Source organism: Parahaliea aestuarii, assembly GCF_008064635.1.
GTDB lineage: Bacteria > Pseudomonadota > Gammaproteobacteria > Pseudomonadales > Halieaceae > Parahaliea > Parahaliea aestuarii.
In genome coordinates this window covers 91,146-111,255 of sequence record NZ_VRYZ01000004.1, presented here as the reverse complement: position 1 = coordinate 111,255, position 20,110 = coordinate 91,146, and the positions used below count along the sequence as shown (strand labels likewise).

Genomic DNA, 20,110 nt, shown 5'->3' with positions numbered 1-20,110 from the left:
AGTTGTATTCAGTGTTGCGCGAAGCCGGTCAGAGCGCGCAGCTCCGCCAGTACCGCCAACCCCTCGCCGGCATCCAGGCCGTCTTCGGTGGGCGTGTTTTCGCGGGTGACGCCGTCCACGCTGCCCCGCAGGGAAAGATAGTCGAGGATGGCGGTGGGGGAGATCGCGCCCAGCAGGTCGCGCCGTCGCCACAGGCCGAGAAAGGCGATCAGGCCGTAGGCGCCCCAGTTGGAGACATCCGCCACCAGCAGCTCATCGCAGGTGGTGACTGACACGCGAATATCCAGTGCGCTGATGGCGCTGGCGATATTGCCCATGCCGATCTCGTTGCCGCCGTCGCCGATGGCGATGGTGGGGCAGCTTGCGAGTTCAAGGAAGGGGTCGAAGATGCCGCAGCGGGCGCTGATGTCTTCGCCGCGCATGTTGTAGTAGCGGCCATCGGCGCCGAGGCCGGGGCGCTCGATGGACACGATCGCCGCCGGCTGCAGCTCTGCCAGTGCCTCGCGGGCCTCGGCACAGGCGCTATCGAGGTCGCCGGCGGTCAGTTCCAGTACCGTGAAATCCGGCGCCAGGGCCGCCGCCAGCGGCGCAGCGCAGACCAGCATGGGCCGGTAGCCCAGCGCCGCCAGTGCTTCATACAGGGCAATGGCGCCCACCGGGCCGTCGGTTTCAAAGGTGTCCACTACCGGGAAGCCGGTGCCGATCAGTATCAGGGCACTCTCACGGGTAGCGGCGGCCTGCAGCAGGCGCGCGGCGCGCAGGTAGTAGCCGGGCTGCAGGGCGGCCTGTGCTACCCGCATCTGGCGCAGGTTGCGCGCCACCAGCACGTTCTCGATAGCGACCGACAGGTCGTGTTCGTTCATATTGAAGACTCCGCCAGTGGCAGACTGTACAGCCGCTGCCTGGCCAGGTGCAGGGCATTGTGGGCGTCCTCGGGGCTGATCGCCTCGAAGCGCACGGTTGCGCCGGGGGTGAGCTGGGCCAGGCGGGCCACGTCCAGTGACAGGGCGGCGCCGATCTTGGGGTAGCCGCCGATGGTCTGGCGATCGTTCAACAGCACGATGGGCTGGCCATCGGCCGGTATCTGGATGGCTCCGAAACAGATGCCCTCCGACAGAATGCCACCGATGTCGCACTCGATGGCGGCGCCCTCCAGGCGATAGCCCATGCGGTCACAGCGCTCGCTGACATTGTATTCGCTGTTGAAAAAACGCCGCTTTTGCAGGGCCGGGAAGTGCTCCTGCTGGTAACCGGGAATAACCCGCAGCAGGGCGTGGTCGCTGTAGCCGGGGCGCAGGTTTTCCGGCAGGAAAAGCAAGGGGCCGTCGCTGCCCGCAGCGCATGGCAGTTCGTCACCGGGTTGTAACTTGTCGCCCGCGAGGCCGCCGATATGCTCCCGCACCACTGTACTGCTGCTGCCAAACTGCGGTGCAACGTTGAAACCCCCGGCGACACCGAGGTAGGCGCGGCAGCCCGCGGTGGCGAAGTCGAGGGCGATCTCATCGCCGGACTTGACGGCATGGACGCGCCAGCGATCCTGTTCCACACCGTTGATACGCAGGGGCAGTTCGGCGCCGGTGACACACAGGCGCGTATCCACCGTGGCCTTGAGCACGAGCCCGCCAAAGCTGACTTCTATCGCAGTGGCGCCGGGGGCATTGCCGAGCAGGCGGTTGCACAGGGCAAAAGCCTCCGGGTCCAGCGGGCCGCCGGTGGTCAGCCCGATGCGCTGCTGGCCGAAGCGGCCGCCGTCCTGCAGCAGGCTCATCAGGCCCGGTTGCACGACCGACAGGCTCACAGCTCACCCCCCAGCGCCAGGTAGCGCGCACGGTCGATGGCTTCGAAGCGCACCCGATCGCCCACACTCACCGGCATGGTGGGGGTGGCCGCGGGGTCGAACATGCGGACAGGGCAGCGGCCGATCAGGTTCCAGCCGCCGGGGGAAACCGCGGGATAGATGGCGGTTTGGCGGTCGGCAATGGCGACAGCGCCGCGCGGTACGCGCTGGCGCGGTGTGGCCAGGCGCGGTGCCGCGATGCGTTCGTCCACCTGCCCGAGGTAGGCAAAGCCGGGAGCGAAGCCGATGGCATAGACGCGGTATTCGGTGCCACTGTGGAGGGCGATGACGTCGTCGACGCTCAATCCGGCGCGCTCCGCCAGCGATTCCAGGTCCGCCCCCGCTTCCGGGTGATAGTAGACCGGCAGCCGTACCTCGCGGCCCTCGCCGGCTTCGCTGTCACCGAGCCCGGCAACGGCGTTGCGCACCCGCTCGCCAACACTGAAATGATCGGTGGTCAGCGGGTTGTAGATGATCAGTAGCGAGGCATACGAAGGCACCAGGTCAACCAGGTCACTGCCCAGTGCGGCTTCCACCGCCCGCGCGGCGGCTTGCACCCGCGCCGACAGCGCCGGGCTGGTTTCAGTGCCGAGATAGAGCATCAGGGCGGCTTCGCCCGCCTGGGAAAGACGCACGGATCAGGCCTCGTCGACGATGGCGCGAATGGCTTCGATGGCGCGCACGCCCTCGATATTGTCGCCGTGGACGCAGAGGGTATCAGCCGCCAGGGGCAGGCGTTCGCCGCTGACCGAGGTGACTGTGCCCTCGCTGATCAACTGGCGCACCTGTTCCAGGGTGCGCTCCCTGCTGTGCACCGCTCCGGGTTTGCGCCGCGAGAGCAGGGCGCCGCTGTCGTCATAACAGCGGTCGGCAAAGGCTTCAAACAGCAGCCCGGCAACGCCGGCGGCGGCGGCTTCCGCGCGATGCGCGTCGGCATTTGGCGTGGCCAGCAGCATCAGTTGCAGGGGGCGGTGGTAGCAGGCAATGGCTTCCAGCACGCCGGCGCGTACCTCGCTATCGGCCATCATGTCGTTGTACAGGGCGCCGTGGGGTTTGACGTAGTCCAGCTGGACTTTCTCGCTGGCGGCCATGCCGTCCAGCGCCGCTACCTGGTAGAGCAGGGTGGCTACAAGCTCGTCGCGGCTCAATGCCATACTGCGGCGGCCGAAACCCACCAGATCGGGATAGGCCGGGTGGGCGCCGACGCTGACGCCGTGCGCGGCGGCCAGGCGCAGGGTTTTACGGATGGTGACCGGGTCACCACCGTGGAAGCCACAGGCCACGTTGGCCTGGTGAATGTGGGGCATGACCTCGGCATCGAGACCCATGGTCCAGCTGCCGTAGCTCTCGCCCAGATCGCAGTTCAGGCGCATTGTTTCAACGTTCCCAGTTAATCCAGTTACAGCACTGCCAGGCGGCTGTTGCGCAGGTCGGTGACCAGCATGCAGCCCGGGCTGTGGGTGATGGCGAAGGGCGGCCTGGCTTTCTCCAGCGCCACCTGGGGTGTCACACCGCAGGCCCAGAACACCGGCAGTTCGTCTTCCGCCACGGTGACAGCGTCACCGTAGTCTGGTTGTGACAGATCCCCGATGCCGATGAGCGCCGGGTCGCCGAGATGAACCGGTGCGCCGTGTACCGAGGGAAAACGGGTGCAGATCTGTACTGCGCGTATGGCATCCGCCGCCTTGAAGGGACGCATGCTGACCACCATGTCACCGGCGAAGGCCCCGGCCGGCTGGCACGGGATGTTGGTGCGGTACATCGGCACATTGACACCCATGCTCACATTGCGCACGTCCAGGCCATCGGCCAGTAGAGCCTCTTCGAAGGAGAAAGAACAGCCCAGGGCGAAGACCACCAGATCGTCGCGCCACAGCTCGCGGATGTCGTGTACTTCCTCGACAAATTCCCCGTGGCGAAACACGCGGTAGCTTGGCACGTCGGTACGTATGTCGATATCCCCCAAAGGTGGTAGCGCGGTATCGCCAGGGCTGGTGGACATGCCCACCAGCGGGCAGGGACGGGGATTGAGCTGGCAGAAACGCAGGAAATCCGCCGCCCAGTCGGCGGGCAGTATGGCGAGATTGCACTGGACAAAACCCTGGGCGTAGCCCGAGGTGTTGCCGCGGTGATGCCCCTCGCGAATGCGCTGGCGCAGCGCCGCTGGAGACAGGTTTTGTGGGGTGTCGGACGACATGATTGACCTCGTGGTTGACCTCGCGATGCACGGCGGGGCCGGTGTGCTTCACCGGGATAATATGCCAAAGTCAAGGTTCTGTATTGGTCCAGAACCGCGGTGGCGGGCATTCCAGTAGCGCCGGCAGACGCTATCGGAACTGACAGCGCGGGATTGCCTGCGACTTTGTCGACACACTATAGTCCTTGCTGCGCATAAACATAACCAGCATACACAGCACAGCGCTGTCATCCGAGAGGTAACCCTGCGATGCCACATCCGAGTATTACTGCCCAGACCTATCCCCACAAACCCGCCATCATCATGGGGGAGTCCGGCGAGATCGTGACCTATGCCCAGCTCGATGAACGCAGCAACCAGGGCGCCCAGCTGTTGCGCAAGCTGGGGGTGCAGAAGGGCGAGCACATCGCCATGATGATGGAAAATAACCGCTATTTTCTGGAAATTTGCTGGGCAGCCCAGCGCGCGGGCATCATCTTTACCCCGATCAGCACCCACCTGCAGAAGGAGGAGACTGCCTACATCCTGGAAAACTGTGCGGCGCGAGTCTTCATCGGTTCCTACCAATTGAAAGAAGTAGCTTGCGGCCTGAAGGAGCATGGCGTCGATCTTGCCGGCTGGTTGATGGTCGGCGGCGTCTGCGAGGGCTTCGAGTCATGGGAAGAGGCGGTGGATGCCCAGCCCGCCGAGCCCATCGCCGACCAGGGCAATGGCGTCGCCATGCTCTATTCCTCCGGTACCACCGGCAAGCCCAAGGGCGTGTTCGTGCCGCCCCACAGTGACGATGTGCTGGCGGAGTTTCCGCTGGCGCAATCCCTCGGTGCCGCTTTTGGTTTCAGCGAAGAGACAGTGTACCTGTCGCCGGCACCGCTGTATCACGCGGCTCCCCTGCATTACAACTTTATGAACCTCTATCTCGGTGGCACCTCGGTGGTGATGGAGAAGTTCGACCCGGAGCAGGCCCTGCACCTGATCGAGGAGCACCGGGTGAGCCACAGCCAGTGGGTGCCGATCATGTTTATCCGCATGCTCAAGCTGCCGCAGGACGTGCGACAGAAGTACGATGTCTCCAGCATGCGCGTCGCCATCCACGCCGCGGCGCCCTGCCCGGTGGAGGTGAAGGAGCAGATGATCAACTGGTGGGGCGAGGTGATCTACGAGTACTACGCCGCCAGCGAGGGGATTGGCGTTACCATCATCGATTCCGCCAACTGGCTGACCCACAAGGGTTCGGTGGGCCCGGCCCTGCTGGGCCAGGTGCATATCCTGGACGACGAAGGCACAGAGCTGCCCGCCGGTGAGATCGGCACCGTCTACTTTTCCGGCCCCCAGGCTACCTTCGAGTACCACGGCGAGCCCGACAAGACCGCCGAGGCCTATAACGAGCGCGGCTGGGCCACCACCGGGGATGTCGGCTACCTGGACCAGGACGGCTTCCTTTACCTCACCGACCGCAAGAATTTCATGATCATCTCGGGCGGGGTCAATATCTATCCGCAGGAGGTGGAAAACCTGCTGATCACCCATGACAAGGTCGCCGACGTGGCGGTGTTCGGCATTCCGAACGAGGAATTCGGCGAGGAAGTGAAAGCGGTGGTGGAGCCCCAGAACTGGGCCGATGCCACCGACGAAGTGGCCTTTGAGCTGCTGGAGTGGCTGCGCGAACGCCTGTCCCATATCAAGGTCCCCCGCAGCCTGGACTTCCACGAGCGGCTGCCGCGCATGGATAACGGCAAACTGTACAAAAAGCATCTGGTGGAGCAGTATCGAAACGAGGCGGAGCAGAAAGATAGCGATCGCCAGTGAGGTAAACTGCCCAAACCCATACCACCCCGAGGTACCGTAGTGAGAAACGCGCGCAAACTCCGCCAGCTGGAGAAGCAGATGGACAACAGCACCAGCTACGAGGAGTGGCGCGAGGCGGCCATCGCGCACGACGAGCTCTCCGGGCAGAAGCGCTGGCGGGAAGTGGACCAGACCAGCCAGTACGACTACGCCCAGATTCGCCTGCGGCTGGACCGGCTGCGATCCCTGCGCTCGCGCCATGACTACCAGGGACTCCTGTTTGCCCTGAACGAGGGCATTCACGGCAATATGGGCGGCATGGGGCGCAGCAGCCTCTACCTGCGGGCCAAGTTTGGCACCAAGCAGCTGATTGAGCAGTACATCGACGAAATAGAAGATTCCCTGCGCTTTCTCGCCGAGCTGAAGACCGAGGAAATCAGCACCCAGGAGAAGATCGACTTCTTCTACCGCTCCAACATCTGTTTCGGTCGCTCGGCCCTGATGCTGAGTGGCGGCGGGGTACTGGGCTTCTACCATATGGGTGTGGTGCGGGTACTGCACGCCCAGGGCCTGCTGCCGCGGGTGATCTCCGGCTCCAGCGCCGGCTCCCTGGTGGCCGGGGTGGTGGGCACCCACAGCGACGAGGAACTGCAGCAGGTCTTTGATGCATCCAGCATGCACTTCGAGGCCGAGAAGGAAGCCAGCGTGTTCTCGCGCATGTTCTTTGGCAGCAACGCCCAGATTGACGTGCGCGACCTGGCATCCATCGTCGACCGCCTGGTGCCGGATCTGACCTTCCAGGAGGCCTACGAAAAAACCGGGCGCCAGATCAGCATTACCGTGGCCCCGGCCGAGAAGCACCAGCGCTCGCGCCTGCTCAATGCCATTACCTCACCCAACGTTTACGTGCGCTCGGCGGTGATGGCCTCCTGCGCTGTGCCGGGGGTGTTTCCGCCGGTGATGCTAATGGCCAAGAATGTCCACGGCGAATCCCAGCCCTACCTGCCCACCCGCAAGTGGGTGGACGGCTCTATCGCCGACGACCTGCCGGCCAAGCGCCTGAGCCGCCTGTTCAGTACCAATCACTTCATCGTCAGCATGGTAAACCCCATCGCCACGCCCTTCCTCAATCGCGGTGGCAAGCGCAGCAAGCTGTCCTCATCGCTGGGTAGCCTGGGTATCGGTATGGGGAGGGAACTGCTCAATTTCTATCGTGGCATCGCCCAGAGGCAGGGTGATAACTGGCCGCGTTTCAACCTGCTGTTGAATGGTATTCACAGCCTGATGGATCAGGAATACAGCGGCGACATCAACATCATTCCCAGCTTTCGCTGGTACAACCCCGCCAAGCTGCTGTCACATATATCCGAGAAGGAGCTGCTGGCACTGGTGGAAGGTGGCGAGCACAGCGCCTACCCGCATATTGAAACCATCCGTGTGTGCACCAAGATCAGTCGCACCATGGAGGAAATCCTGCAGCGCTTCGAGTACGGCGACCTGCGACCCACCGAGGCCGACTATCGCCGCCCGCGCTCATCGCGCCGCCGGCCCCAGGCCACCCGCGCCGATCGCGAGGCCCTGCGGGAGCACACTGCCACAGTGCCCCAGCGCAAGTCGCGGGCCAAGAGCCGGAGTAAATCCCCGGCAGGGGCGAAAGCGCCGGCCCGGGCCAAAGCCAAGCCCGACAAGAGCCGGGCGGCCTGATTACTCGGTCAGGCTGAGCCCCATTTCCGCCAGCGGATAGACCAGGTTGCCGCGGGCGTCGGCCTCGGCGCTGGAGGCGGTGCCGATTTCCGCGCGCTTGCGAATGCCCTGCACGATGGCCGCCAGGCGGAACAGGGAAAAGGCCAGGTAGAAGTTCCAGTTTTCGATACCGCCGCGGCCGGTGCGCTCGCAGTAGCGGGCGATGTATTCCTCGTCCGAGGGAATCCCCAGAGCGGCGCGATCGACCCCGGCCAGCCCCTTCATGCTGCTGTCCCGCGGCAGCATCCAGGCCATGCACTGGTTGGCGAGGTCCGCCAGGGGGTGGCCCAGGGTGGACAGTTCCCAGTCCAGCAGGGCGATCACCTCGGGCCTGGAGGGGTGAAACATCATGTTGTCCAGGCGGTAATCGCCGTGCACCAGGCTCACCGTGCCGTCATCGGCGGGCATGTTGGCCGGCAGCCAGCTGATCAGTTTCTCCATCGACTCGATACGCTCCATCTCTGAAGCGCGGTACTGCTTGGTCCAGCGGCCCACCTGGCGCTCGAAGTAGTTGCCGGGCTTGCCGTAGTCGGCCAGGCCCACCTTCTCCACATCCACCGAGTGCAGGGCCGCCATGGTTCTGTTCATGGCGTCGTAATAGGCGCTGCGCTCGCTGTTGTCTTTCGCTTCAGGCAGCAGGGGATCCCACAGGATGCGCCCCTCCATGTACTCCATGACATAGAACATGGAGCCGATCACGCTGTCGTCCTCGCACAGCACGTAGGTGCGCGGTACGGGGACGTCGGTGTCCTGGAGGGCGCTGATCACCCGGAACTCGCGATCCACCGCGTGGGCGGAGGGCAGCAGTTCGCCCGGGGGCTTGCGCCGCAGCACGAAGGCGCGGTCGCCGCTGCTCAGCTTGAAGGTGGGGTTGGACTGGCCGCCGGGAAATTTCTCGGCGCTGAGGTCACCTTCCAGGCCGGGAATGTGCTGGCGCAGGTAGTTGGCGAGGCGGTTGGTGTCGAGTTGTTGTGCGTTCATGGTGCTTTCCGCTGTTATGGCTATAGGCTGACTTCGAGGGCCCGGTATGGCGCCACAGTCTGTGGTGAGTGGAGGGGGCTAACAATGACACAAAACCACAAAGAAGTTGACCCTGGCGTACAGCTTGCCACCTGTGCATTGAGGCATTTTGGTCGAGAAGGTATGCTGCTTCACGCTTCGCTATAAGCCATTACAAGAGAGGGGCAGACACGGTGTATCAGGAACTCAAGGCCGCCTGGCAGGAACTCATTGCGCCGGGACAGATGTTTGAAGTGGAGACAGTGGAAGTGTCCGGGGTGCCCCTGCGCAGCTACCGGCACGCGCCGCCCTCGCTGCGGGAGATATGGCTGGGCAGCGCCGCCCACGGTGAGGCCGACTACCTGGTGTTCAACGACGAGCGCCTCAGCTACAGCGGTGCCCACCAGATCAGCGCTGCGGTGGCCGCCTGGCTGGCGCAGCAGGGTATCGAACCGGGCGACCGGGTGGCCATTGCCATGCGCAATTACCCCGAGTGGATGCTGGCCTACTGGGCGGTGGTGTCGATGGGGGCCGTGGTAGTGGGCATGAATGCCTGGTGGGTGGCTGGCGAAATGCAGTATGCACTGGAGGATGCCGCACCGAAGGCCCTCATCTGCGACCGCGAGCGCCTGCAGCGTTTCGCTGAAATACGCGAGCACTTCCCGCACATGGTGGTGGCCGCCGTCCGCCTGGAAGAGCCGGCGCCCGCTTGGGCGGTGGAGTGGATGGATGTGGTGAATACAGCCGGGGCGCTGCCAGAGGTGGTCGTTGATCCCGAGGACGACGCCTGTATTTTCTATACCTCCGGCACCACGGGACGGCCCAAGGGCGCGCGCCTCACCCACCGCGGCTGCGTCAATAATATTCTCAATGTCGCTTTTGCCAATGCCGTGCAGCCGCTGGCCCTGGCCAAGGCAGGGCTGAGTGAGGGCGGGGACGCCCCCGCCGCGCCGCCCCCACCGCCGGTGTCGCTGCTGGCCACGCCCCTGTTTCATGTCACCGGCAACAACTGTGTGGCCCACGCCACCACCGTAGCCGGCGGGCGTATCGTGCATATGTACAAGTGGGATCCGGCCGAGGCCCTCGCCCTGATCGAGCGCGAGCGGGTGAGCGTGTTCAACGCGGTGCCGATGATGGCCCGGGAAATTCTCATGCACCCCGATTTTGACCGGCGCGACACCTCATCCCTGAAGACCCTCGGCGGCGGTGGCGCCGCCCTGCAGCCGGATCTGGTGGAAAAAATCGGCCAGCGCACGGCCGGGGCCCGTCCCAATACCGGCTACGGCATGACCGAGACCTGCGGCATTATCGCGGCGGTGTCTTCGGTATTCTTCAGCAACAAACCCGCCAGTGTCGGCCCCGCCATGCCCACTTTCGAAGCGCGCTGTGTGGGTCCCGCCGGGGAAACCCTCGCGCCTGGCGAAGTCGGGGAACTCTGGGTGCGCGGTGCGCCGGTGATTGCCGGTTACCTGAATCGCCCGGAGGCCACCGCCGAGTCCATTACCGATGGCTGGTTGCACACCGGCGACATCGCCTATATCGACGAGGACGGCTTTATCTTCCTGGTGGACCGGGCCAAGGACATGGTGCTGCGCGGTGGCGAAAATGTGTACTGTGCCGAAGTGGAGAATGCCCTGTTTTCTCATCAGGATGTGGCGGAGTGCGTGGTGTTTGCGGTGGCGGACGAGCGCCTCGGGGAGGAGGTCGGCGCGGCAGTCCATTTGCGCGAGGGTGCAGAGTCCGGCGCCGACAGCCTGCGCGCCCACTGCGCCGGCCTGCTGGCGCCCTACAAGGTGCCGCGCCACATCTGGTTCCTCGACGAGCCCCTGCCGCGCAATGCCAATGGCAAGTTCCTCAAGCGGGAGTTGCGGGAAAGCCTCGATCCGGCGGATGCGAGTTAAGGGGCATCCGCCGCCCCTGCCCGGGCAGGGGCTTGTGTTCCTCTCGTGCTTGGGGGGCTTCAGCTCTCGACGAAGGCCCGCTCAATCACATAGTGGGCCTGCTTGCCGTGGCGTGATTCCCGGAAACCGCGGGAATCCAGCAGGCCGCAGATGTCCTTGAGCATGCTCGGGCTGCCGCAGATCATGAAGCGGTCGTGCTCCGGGTTGATCGGGTCCAGGCCGATATCCGCCGGCAGCTTGCCGCTGTCCAGCAGGTCGGTGAGACGCCCGGTGTTGCGGAACTCCTCGCGGGTCACCGTGGGGTAGTAGACCAGTTTGCTGCGCACGTCCTCGCCGAGATATTCGTGGTTGGGCAGGTGCTCGGTGATCACTTCCTGGTAGGCCAGTTCTTCCACGAAGCGACAGCCGTGGGTCAGGATTACCCGGTCGAAGGCCTCGTAGATTTCCGGGTCCTTGATGATGGACAGGAAGGGTGCCAGGCCGGTGCCGGTGGCGATCAGGTAGAGATTGCGGCCGGGCAGCAGGTTGTCCAGTACCAGGGTGCCGGTGGCCTTGCTGTTGATCAGTAACTCGTCACCGACCTGGATGTTCTGCAGTTTCGAGGTCAGCGGGCCATCGGGCACCTTGATGCTGAAGAACTCAAGCTCGTCCTCGTAATTGGCGCTGGCCAGGCTGTAGGCGCGCAGCAGCGGCTTGCCCTCGTGCTCCAGGCCAATCATGGTGAAATAGCCGTTCTTGAAACGAAAACCCTGGTCGCGGGTGGTCTTGAAGCTGAACAGCGTGTCGGTCCAGTGGTGGACTTCCGTTACCTGTTCCCTGAGCAATGTGGCCATCTGGCAATATCCTGTCAATCCAGTGGGTGATGGCGGCAGTCTAGGGGCTTTTCATATATTGGCAAAACGGGAATAATGGATATCAATTATCACTTTTGCAGATATATGCCATGCGCTTCAGCCTGCGCCAGCTGGAAGTCTTCATCGCTACCGCCCGCCACGAAAACGTGAGTCGGGCCGCGGCGGACCTGGCCATGTCACAATCCGCCGCCAGCGGCGCCCTCAAGGACCTGGAAAGCCAGTTCGACGTGCAGCTGTTCGACCGCCGCGGCAAGCGCCTGCAATTGTCGGAGCTTGGTGTCCAGTTGCGGCCGCGGGCGGAGAACCTGCTGGCCCAGGCGCGGGAACTGGAGCAGGCCCTGACCGGTGCCGAGGTGGCGGGGCGCCTGCAGGTGGGGGCCACGCTGACCATTGGCAACTACCTGGCGGTGCCGATGATCGCGGATTTCCGCCGCCGCTTTCCCGCTGCCGATGTGGCCCTCACCGTGGACAACACCGAGCATATCGCCGACAAGGTCGCCGCCTTTGAGCTGGACATGGGCCTGGTCGAGGGGGAACTCAATCACCCGGACCTGGAAACCCGCCACTGGCGCGAGGATGAACTTCAGGTATTTGCCGCGCCGGATCACCCGCTGGCGGGGCGCCGGCGGCTGACCGACCGGGACTTGCTGGGGCTGGAGTGGATCGTGCGCGAGCGCGGTTCCGGCACCCGCCAGACCTTCGATCGCGCCATGCACGGCATCCTGCCGGATTTGAACATCTCCCTGGAACTCCCCCACACCGAGGCCATCAAACGCGCCGTGGAGGCGGGCCTCGGGGTGGGCTGCCTGTCGCAGATCAGCCTGGTGGAAGCCTTCGCCCGCGGCTCCCTGGTACCGCTGGCGGTGCCGGGGCGGGATTTCCGCCGCCGCCTGAACCTGATCCTGCACCGGGACAAGTTCCACAGTGCGGCACTGACCGAGTGGCTGGGGCTGTGTGAGCAGAGCTGGGCTGATAGATTACCGGGTACCGACAGCAGAGTGGCCGGCTCCACGGAACAGGGAAAACAGTAGCGTTGAGTAATACCATCGAACCGATTGGCGCCTCACAGCGGCGCGAAGTGGAGGCGGCCACCGCCGACTGCGTGGCGCGAATTTCCCGGGCGCTGGAGCGGGACTTTCCCGTACCCCCGGTGCGTTTCGACCTGCGCGGCCGCAGCGCCGGCATGTTTCGCAGCGATGGCCAGCGTCACTGGATTCGCTATAACCCCTGGATTTTCGCCAAGTACTACCGCGACAACCTGGAGGGCACGGTACCTCACGAGGTCGCCCACTACATTGTTCACCTCCTCTATGGCCGTCGCCGGGTAGCGCCCCACGGCCGCGAGTGGCGGGCAGTGATGGACCTGCTGGGGGCGCCGCCGGAAGTGACCTTCGACCGCGACCTGTCGGACATTCCCCAGCGTCGCCAGCGCACCCACTCCTATCACTGCGCCTGCCGCGAGCACGCCCTGTCAACGACCCGTCACAATCGGGTGCGACGCGGCAGCGGGCGCTATCTGTGTCGCGCCTGCGGCGAGGCCCTGCGTCCCGGCTCAGGTGTCGACTGACATCTCCACCCCGCTGAAGCTGTTGTAGTCCGCCGCGGGGTCGGTCTGCTCGATCACGGCCCGGTCGGCGGCAATCCCGCCCTCGTTCACCAGGAAGCGCTTGCTGCTGGCGGCGCGCTCCTCGGCCAGTGTTTTCAGCGCAGCATCGGGAACCGGGAACTGCTCCTGCACCCGCCGCGACTGGGCCAGGGGGGAGGGGGGCTCTGCATCGTCCGTAGCGGCCTCCGGAGGAATTGCCAGGGCGGCGTAACGGCGTGCGATTACCTCGGCCCAGGCGTCGCTCTTGCCGCTGATATCGGCCTCGGTCAGCCCGTCCGCCAATAGCGCCTCCTGCAGTAGCTGCTGCTGCAGCTTCTGGCGGTCGCTGTCGGGGTTGAGGCGGCCGCCAATCACCAGCTTGAGCTGGGGGCGCTGGGCCATGGCCGCGGCAAGCTCCAGCAGTTTCTGCCGGCCGTGCTCGTCCAGTTCCGTGCTGCCGGCGGCGAAGTTGAAGCGCTGCAGGTCGTCCTCGCTGCCGACCAGGCTGGCCAGCAGGCTAAAGGGCGCGGTGATGGCCTTGGTGATGAGGTTGACGAAGGCGCCCATGATCACCGAGCCCAGTTCGAAACTCGGGTTGTTGACGTCGCCGCTGACCGGTACCGCGAGGTCGATGACTCCGTTGGCATCGGTGAGCAGGGCGATGCCGAGCTGCAGGGGAATATCCAGTGCCTTGTCGCTGTCGACCTTCTCCCCCAGTTTGAGCTGGTGGATGACCACCTTGTTGTCGCCCTGCAGGCGATCTTCCGCCAGGCTGTATTTGAGGTCGAGATTGAGGGTGCCGCGGTCGATGGCGTAGCCGGCATAGGTGCCGGAGTAGGGGGTCAGGCGGGCCAGGTCGACGCCCTGGAAGGTGAGGTTGAGGTCCAGCGCCGGCGGCGCGCGGAAGGGGCTGGCGCTGCCGGCCAGGACTACCGGGGCGTAGCCGTCTACTGAGCCTTTGATATCGACATCCAGTTCGCTGCCGGGGTCGCTGGACAGGCCGCTGATCTCGCCGTTGACATCGCCAATTACGGTACGGAAATGCAGTGGCAGGGACTCGTCCATGAAGTCCACTTCGCTGTCGCTGATGAAGATGGCCGGGGCGCTGAACTGCCAGGGCTCCGCTTCTTCATCGGGTGCAGCTTCCTCGCCCGCGGCCCGTGCGGCTTCGGCCTGGGATTCGGCCTCCTCCCGCAGCAGGCGCTGGATATTCAGGCTGCCATCTTCGCGAATGTGGATACGCCCGGCGTAGCCATCCAGGTGCAATTGCGCCAGCGAAACTCTGCGACCGGGGAGGTCGACTTCCAGCCCCTCCCAGTCGAGAGTGTTCCAGCGGGTGAAAGCATCCTCCGTCTGGTAGAGCTGGATACCAAAGTCTTCTACGGCCCCGGCCAGAGCGATAGCCTGTGGCGCAAAGCCGGACAGACTGACGCTGCCCTCGCTACTGGCCAGGCCGGAGTCAATGCGGGCGTTGAGAATCTCGGGGATATTGGGGCCAAACCAGGCCAGCGGAATTTTCTTCACGGCGAAGTTCAGCGTGCCGTCGCCAGCTTCCAGTTGCAGTTCGCCATCTATCTGGCCTGTCACGGTGTCGTTCACCACCAGCGATACGTCAATGGCGCTGGGGGCCTGCACCGGCCAGCGTATATTGTCTACCCGGATGTCCAGGGGTGCGATGGCCAGCTGCGCCGGCTCGGTGAAGGGGCTGCGCCAGAGCACCTCGGCGCCGTTGATCGCTGCGCGGCTGAGGCTCACCTGCCAGGGGCGGGCGGGTTCCGCTCCAGTTGCGGGAGGCTCCTGGTCCTCAACTGCAGAATTGCCAAAGCGGGTGCGAAACAGCTCCGCCAGTGAAATCCGTTCTTCCTCCAGCCAGCCGCTGACCCTGAGCCCGTCTACTTCGGCGCTGTCGACAGTGACCTGCTGGCTGTCCCCGTTGACCGCGATGCCCTTTACGCCCAGGGCGGCTAGCGCGACGCCGGTGTCGGGCAGCGCTTCACTGTTCATGGGGGTCAGCGTCAGCTGGGTGATGTCCAGTGAGGCCCTGTCCAGTGCGTAGCTGAGCTCGCCGGACCAGTCCACCCGGTAGTCGGTGGTGAAGTGCAGGCGTCCGTCGGCCACTTCAAAGTCCACCTGGTCTTTCACGAAGCGCCAGAAGGGGCGCAGGTCGATATTGCCAAGTGCCACATTGCCCGTGCTGTAGCCCTGGGGAATCGACAGTTCACCCTGCCATTCGAGACTGCCGCCGCCTTCCCCCAGTACCCGCAAATGATAGGGATGACCGGCCTCCAGCACGGTGGAGAGATCGGACATGCGTATCTGCAATTCGTCCCAGTGGGTAGTGTAGGGCGTGGGTCGGGCCTCATCGCTGACCCGGATGCGGTAGGCCGAAAGCCGGATGTCGTCCACCGTGACCCCGGGCAGTTCGCCGGCGGGTTCGCTGTCCGGCGGTGCGTCACCCGGCGCCAGGAAATCACTGATATTGAGCGATTCGTCGGCCAGGCGCCGCAGGTGGACATCGATGCCTTCAACCGCGAAGGCATCGAATACCCAGCCGCTGTGCCAGAGACTGGCGAGGGAGAGGTTCACCTCGGCGCTGTCCAGGCGGGCGAAAGTGTCGCCGTCTGGAATGTTTGCCACCGGCGTGGTCGGCGCTTCCGACAGCCGGGCCTGCCGCACTTCCAGCGACAGGGCAAAGGGGTTGAACAGCGCCAGCTCCATATCGAGGTCGCGCTGGTATTGCTTGTGCACAAACCAGGGGGGAACAAAATTCAACAGCGGCAGGATGACCAGCACGCTCAGAGCGAGATAGCCCAGGTAGATCAGGGCCAGCGCGCGCAGCAGTTTTCTCACTACAGACTCTCTCGGATCGATGGCGTCACTGACACTATAGCCAATCGCCGCCGGCCCTGTCGCAGGCGCGGTTCAAATACCCTTGCGATAGCTGTAGGGCGTGACGCCGGTCCAGCCCTTGAAGGCGCGGATAAAGGCACTGGACTCCGAGAAACCGGAGCGGTGGGCAATCTCCTCGATGGACAGACCGCGCTTGCCGAGGAAGTGCAGTGCAGTGTCGCGGCGCAACTGGTTCTTGATGTCCTTGAAGGTGGTGCCCTCCGCCGACAGGCGCCGGCGCAGGGTCTGGGGATGCATCTCCAGTTGCGCCGCCACCTCTGGCAGCTCCGGCATCGCCAGCATGTTGCGCGAAATCAGTTCCCGCACCCGGGTGGTCCAGCTGTTCCTGGCGTAGTTTTCGGTCATCATGATCAGCACCGGGTGGCGCAGGAAATGGCGCAGGTTCTGTTCATTCTGGGTGATGCGCTTTTCCAGCAGGGCGCGGGAGAACACCATGGCGCACTCCTCCTCCTCGAAGCTCACCGGGTTGGCCAGGAACATGTGCCGGTAGTCGTTGGCGTCGGCGGCCATCGGGTAACTCAATTTGACCTGCTGTACCGGCAGGTGCTCCTGCACCAGCCAGCTCGCAAAACGGTGCACGTTGAACAGGGTCAGTTCCGCCATGTAGGGGGCCAGCGGAGTGATCTGCTGGCTGAAGACGCGGACAGTGGCGGTGTCTTCGTCGACGATGAACTCGGGGTGCATGTCGAAGTCGATCAACTGGTAGAAGCGGCAGTGGCGGGCCAGGGCCTGCCCCAGGGTTTCGCTGCCGATGACAGCGTGGCACATCATCGACCAGCAGCCGACCGGGTGGCGACGGTTGGCGTAGCCGAGAGACTCGTCGTCCATCGCCAGCATGGTGCTGACCTGCAGGTCGGCGAAGCGCTCAATGGAAATACGCGCATTGGGCTCGTGCAGCAGGCGTGGCGAGATGCGGTTGCGGCGCAACAGTTCCGCCGGGTCGAGACCGCGGCTCACCGCGTTCTCCAGAATGGCGCGGGCGAAGTAGACCGAGATGGAGCGATTGCGCATCGGGCTAGGCGCCCTCCGTAGCGGTGCCAGTGCGGAACAGGCGGGTTTGCTGGTCCACTACTGCCACGCGATTGTGGCCTTCGCGGCGCGCGACCTGCAGGGCGCGAGCGGCGGACAGCGCCAGCTCCTCCACGGTGGTGGTACCCTCGAGGGTAGCGACACCGGCGCTCACCGAGACCGCTATGCGCTGGCGCTCGGCGCGAAATACACTGTCGCTGATGGCCTGGCGCAGGCGTTCGGCCACGGTCCGTGCCCCCTCGCCATCGGAATTGGGCAGCACGAGCAGGAATTCCTCGCCGCCGATGCGCGCGACCACGTCGCTGCCGCGGCACTGGTCCTGCAGCACCTCGGCAATCTGCCGCAGCACCTCATCACCCAGCTCTGAACCAAAATTGTCGTTGATGCGGCTGAACTGGTCGATATCGACCAGAATTGCCGATGTACGGGTATTGTGGCGCGCCGCTGCGGCCAGGCTCAGGTGCAGGGACTCCTCCAGGCCGCGCCGGTTGAACAGGCGGGTGAGCGGGTCGCGGGTGGCCAGTTGGGACAGCTGTTGCTGGTACTCAAGCAGTACCGACCCGAGAAAGCCCACTGCCACCAATACGTGGGCGCAGGCGTAGAGTCCCAGGGCGAGTTGCTGGCCGCCAGCGCTGTCGTCGCCGGCCAGCGACAGCCACACCATCCCCCCCGCGAGTCCCAGCCCTGCGCCGGCGATCAGGCCGTCTCCGACATTGGCGCTGCGCCAGCAGCGCGTGGCGCTGATCGCTCCGGCCGCCGCCCACAGCAGGGCCGTGCCGGCAAGCTGCACTGCGAACATGCGTTGCGGGGGCAGGTAGAACGCGCTGAACCCGGCGCCCAGGCACAGGGCGGCCAGCAACCAGCGGCCGCGCAGGATGCCGGCGCGCTGACCGCAGGCCAGAAACAGCAGGTAGGCATTGAGCAGGGCGACGATCGCGGCCAGGTCCACTCCCAGCGCGCCTCCGGCCTGGCCCTGCTGCAGAGCGAACAGTATCCAGCCGGTCAGTGATGCCATGAAGTAAACGGTGAACAGCCCGAGCCCCTGCGGCGCCGTGTAGGATGCGCTGAGAAAATACAGCACCAGCACCTGGGCGCAGGTGAGCGTGAAGACCAGGATGTAGAGTGGTAGCGTCTGGTTTTCGGTCAGCATCAGCTCCATTGAATCTGCCCCTAAGCCCCTTGTTTTTTGTTGTCAGTTTAAGTCAATTTATCTGTAGGCACAGGTCATTGTTGGCTTTCAGGGCGCTCACCATACTAGCCGGCTATTGAATTTCAGCCTTGGAGACCGACTGTGCTGACCCGAGAGTTCACCGAGGAACAGCAGATGTTCCGCGACGCCTACCGCAAATTCCTGGCCGCAGAGATTGTGCCACAGATGGAACAGTGGCGTGAGAACGGCATCGTCGATCGCGAGGCCTTTCGCAAGGCCGGCGAGCAGGGCTTCCTGATGGTCTGGCCGGAGGAGCAGTACGGCGGCATGGGCGATCCCGACTTCCGTTTCGAGCAGATCATCATTGAAGAGACCGCCTATGCCCGTGCCGGGGACTGGTACAACTCGCTGCACAGCCGCCTGGTGGGCCCCTACCTCACCCGCTTCGGCTCCGAGGAGCAGTGCCGCCGCTTTCTGCCGAAATGCGCCAGCGGCGAGACCGTGCTCGCCATCGCCATGACCGAGCCCGACGCCGGCTCCGATCTCGCCGGCATGCGCAGCACCGCCGTGGAAGAGGGCGACCACTGGGTGTTGAATGGCTCCAAGACCTATATCTCCAACGGCATCAATGCCGACCTGGTTATCGTGGCCGCCAAGACCGACCCCGACAACAATCCCCACCATATGACCCTGTTCCTGGTGGAGCGCGGCATGGAGGGCTTCGAGCGCGGTCGCAACCTGAAGAAAATGGGCCTCAAGGCCCAGGACACCGCCGAGCTGTTTTTCAACAACGTTAAGGTGCCCAGGGCCAACGTGCTGGGCGAGCCAGGCAAGGGCTTTGTCTACCTGATGCAGGGCCTGGCGGAGGAGCGGCTGATTGGCGCGGTGGGTTATCTCAGCGCTGCACAGCTTTCCTGGGACCTGACTGCGGACTACGTCAAGGAGCGCAGGGCCTTCGGCAAGCCGGTGGCGGCGTTCCAGAATACCCAGTTCAAACTGGCCGAATTGCGCACTGAACTGGACCTGGCCCAGTGCTATGTTGACCAGTGTGTCCGCGCCTTCAACGCCGGCGCCCTGACCGCGGTGGACGCGGCCAAGGCCAAGCTGGTGACCAGCGAACTGCAGGTGAAGGTGGCGGATGTCGGCGTGCAGATGCACGGCGGGGCAGGTTACATGGACGAGTACCCCATCAGCCGGCAGTATACCGATGCCAAGATTTCAACCATTTACGCCGGTTCCTCCGAGGTGATGAAGATTATCATCAGTCGCGACTGTCTCGGCGAAGGCTACACTCCGTTCAACACCCGCAATTTCTGATTGCCATACCGCTATAGAGGAATATCACCATGGATCTCGCAGGAAAAGTTGCCATCGTCACCGGCGGAGCCTCCGGTCTCGGCCGCGCCACCGTTGAAGCCTATGTGGCCAAGGGCGTAAAAGTGGCCATCTTCGACATGAACGAAGCGAATGCCAATGAAGTGATTGGCCAACTGGGCGCCGACAACGTGGCCTTCTGGAACGTGAACGTGGCCGATGAAGACTCGGTCAAAAGCGCCGTTGCCGGCGTGGTCGAGAAATTCGGCGCCATCCACATCTGCAACAACTACGCCGGTATCGGCAGCGCCTGCAAGACGCTGAGCAAAAAGGGTGTATTCCCGCTGGACCAGTTCATGCCGGTGATCAACGTCAACCTGGTGGGTACTTTCAACGTGTCCCGCTACGCCGCTGAACAGATGGCCAACAACGAACCCATCAACGATGACGGCGGCCGCGGCGTGATCATCAACACCGCTTCCATCGCCGGCATGGAAGGGCAGGTTGGCCAGTTGGCCTACTCCGCGTCCAAGGGCGGTATTCTCGGCATGACCCTGCCCATGGCCCGCGACCTGGCCAGCTACGGTGTGCGCGTAAACACCATCGTCCCCGGCCTGATTCACACCCCGCTGTTCGAGATGATGCCGGAGCCGGTCTACAAGTCGCTGGAAGCCAGCGTCTGTTACCCGCAGCGTCTTGGCAAGCCGGCCGAGATCGCCCACCTGTCGGTGTTCATCGCCGAAAATGACTACGTCAACGGCGAGTGCATCCGTCTGGATGGCGCTATCCGTATGCAGCCGCGCTGA

The 20,110-nt window shown here is 64.2% G+C and carries 17 protein-coding genes; 7 read left to right on the top strand and 10 right to left on the bottom strand.

Annotated features, from left to right (window positions below):
- Positions 1 to 8 precede the first annotated feature (8 nt).
- From FVW59_RS10090 to FVW59_RS10070, 5 genes are read right to left on the bottom strand one after another with little or no spacing between them, the layout of a single operon-like run.
- Positions 9 to 863 carry a glutamate cyclase domain-containing protein gene (locus tag FVW59_RS10090; protein WP_148064143.1) on the bottom strand — a complete coding sequence of 285 codons (855 nt, stop codon included), beginning with the start codon at positions 861 to 863 and terminating at the stop codon, positions 9 to 11.
- Positions 860 to 1,798, bottom strand: a complete 939-nt coding sequence (locus FVW59_RS10085) for a 5-oxoprolinase subunit C family protein (protein ID WP_246139698.1) — start codon at positions 1,796 to 1,798, stop codon at positions 860 to 862. The genes FVW59_RS10090 and FVW59_RS10085 overlap by 4 nt, the downstream gene beginning before the upstream one ends.
- Positions 1,795 to 2,472, bottom strand: a complete 678-nt coding sequence (gene pxpB, locus FVW59_RS10080; protein WP_148064142.1) for a 5-oxoprolinase subunit PxpB — start codon at positions 2,470 to 2,472, stop codon at positions 1,795 to 1,797. Before pxpB ends, FVW59_RS10085 begins: the two co-directional genes overlap by 4 nt.
- A 3-nt stretch (positions 2,473 to 2,475) precedes the next feature.
- Positions 2,476 to 3,210 (bottom strand): 5-oxoprolinase subunit PxpA, encoded by a 735-nt coding sequence (locus FVW59_RS10075; RefSeq protein ID WP_148064141.1) that lies wholly within the window; start codon positions 3,208 to 3,210, stop codon positions 2,476 to 2,478.
- A 26-nt stretch (positions 3,211 to 3,236) separates the two neighbouring features.
- Positions 3,237 to 4,034, bottom strand: a complete 798-nt coding sequence (locus tag FVW59_RS10070) for a putative hydro-lyase (RefSeq protein ID WP_148064140.1) — start codon at positions 4,032 to 4,034, stop codon at positions 3,237 to 3,239.
- Positions 4,035 to 4,283: 249 nt separating this feature from the next.
- On the opposite strand from FVW59_RS10070, the gene FVW59_RS10065 reads away from it, so the two are divergent.
- Both FVW59_RS10065 and FVW59_RS10060 read left to right on the top strand, forming a co-directional pair.
- A complete protein-coding gene (locus FVW59_RS10065; protein ID WP_148064139.1) occupies positions 4,284 to 5,840 on the top strand; it encodes an acyl-CoA synthetase in 1,557 nt (518 codons plus the stop codon).
- Positions 5,841 to 5,879: 39 nt separating this feature from the next.
- Entirely contained in the window at positions 5,880 to 7,523 is a 1,644-nt protein-coding gene (locus FVW59_RS10060; protein WP_148064138.1) for a DUF3336 domain-containing protein, read from the top strand.
- Here the strand turns inward: FVW59_RS10060 and FVW59_RS10055 are convergent, their stop codons facing one another.
- Entirely contained in the window at positions 7,524 to 8,543 is a 1,020-nt protein-coding gene (locus FVW59_RS10055) for a phosphotransferase family protein (RefSeq protein WP_148064137.1), read from the bottom strand.
- 212 nt (positions 8,544 to 8,755) lie between these two features.
- Here FVW59_RS10055 and FVW59_RS10050 point away from each other — a divergent pair, with 212 nt between their 5' ends.
- The gene (locus FVW59_RS10050; RefSeq protein WP_222711468.1) at positions 8,756 to 10,462 is read left to right on the top strand and encodes a class I adenylate-forming enzyme family protein; all 1,707 of its coding nucleotides are present in this window, start codon (positions 8,756 to 8,758) and stop codon (positions 10,460 to 10,462) included.
- Positions 10,463 to 10,521: 59 nt separating this feature from the next.
- Here the strand turns inward: FVW59_RS10050 and FVW59_RS10045 are convergent, their stop codons facing one another.
- On the bottom strand, positions 10,522 to 11,295 hold the full coding sequence (locus FVW59_RS10045; protein ID WP_148064136.1) for a ferredoxin--NADP reductase: 774 nt from the start codon (positions 11,293 to 11,295) through the stop codon (positions 10,522 to 10,524).
- Positions 11,296 to 11,405: 110 nt separating this feature from the next.
- On the opposite strand from FVW59_RS10045, the gene FVW59_RS10040 reads away from it, so the two are divergent.
- A complete protein-coding gene (locus FVW59_RS10040) occupies positions 11,406 to 12,347 on the top strand; it encodes a LysR family transcriptional regulator (RefSeq protein ID WP_148064135.1) in 942 nt (313 codons plus the stop codon).
- Between the two features lie 2 nt (positions 12,348 to 12,349).
- Positions 12,350 to 12,883 carry a SprT family zinc-dependent metalloprotease gene (locus FVW59_RS10035; RefSeq protein ID WP_246139697.1) on the top strand — a complete coding sequence of 178 codons (534 nt, stop codon included), beginning with the start codon at positions 12,350 to 12,352 and terminating at the stop codon, positions 12,881 to 12,883.
- On the opposite strand, the gene FVW59_RS10030 is transcribed toward FVW59_RS10035, so the two are convergent.
- The 3 genes from FVW59_RS10030 to FVW59_RS10020 form a co-directional block, all read right to left on the bottom strand.
- Positions 12,869 to 15,751, bottom strand: coding sequence for a DUF748 domain-containing protein (locus FVW59_RS10030; protein ID WP_148064134.1), 2,883 nt, complete (start codon positions 15,749 to 15,751; stop codon positions 12,869 to 12,871). The genes FVW59_RS10035 and FVW59_RS10030 overlap by 15 nt on opposite strands.
- A gap of 72 nt (positions 15,752 to 15,823) precedes the next feature.
- On the bottom strand, positions 15,824 to 16,822 hold the full coding sequence (locus FVW59_RS10025) for an AraC family transcriptional regulator (RefSeq protein ID WP_148064133.1): 999 nt from the start codon (positions 16,820 to 16,822) through the stop codon (positions 15,824 to 15,826).
- Positions 16,823 to 16,826: 4 nt separating this feature from the next.
- Positions 16,827 to 17,990, bottom strand: a complete 1,164-nt coding sequence (locus tag FVW59_RS10020) for a GGDEF domain-containing protein (RefSeq protein WP_187275838.1) — start codon at positions 17,988 to 17,990, stop codon at positions 16,827 to 16,829.
- A gap of 141 nt (positions 17,991 to 18,131) precedes the next feature.
- On the opposite strand from FVW59_RS10020, the gene FVW59_RS10015 reads away from it, so the two are divergent.
- Complete coding sequence (locus tag FVW59_RS10015) at positions 18,132 to 19,307, top strand: acyl-CoA dehydrogenase family protein (RefSeq protein WP_148064131.1); 1,176 nt, start codon at positions 18,132 to 18,134, stop codon at positions 19,305 to 19,307.
- Positions 19,308 to 19,336: 29 nt separating this feature from the next.
- Positions 19,337 to 20,110, top strand: coding sequence for an SDR family NAD(P)-dependent oxidoreductase (locus FVW59_RS10010; RefSeq protein ID WP_148064130.1), 774 nt, complete (start codon positions 19,337 to 19,339; stop codon positions 20,108 to 20,110).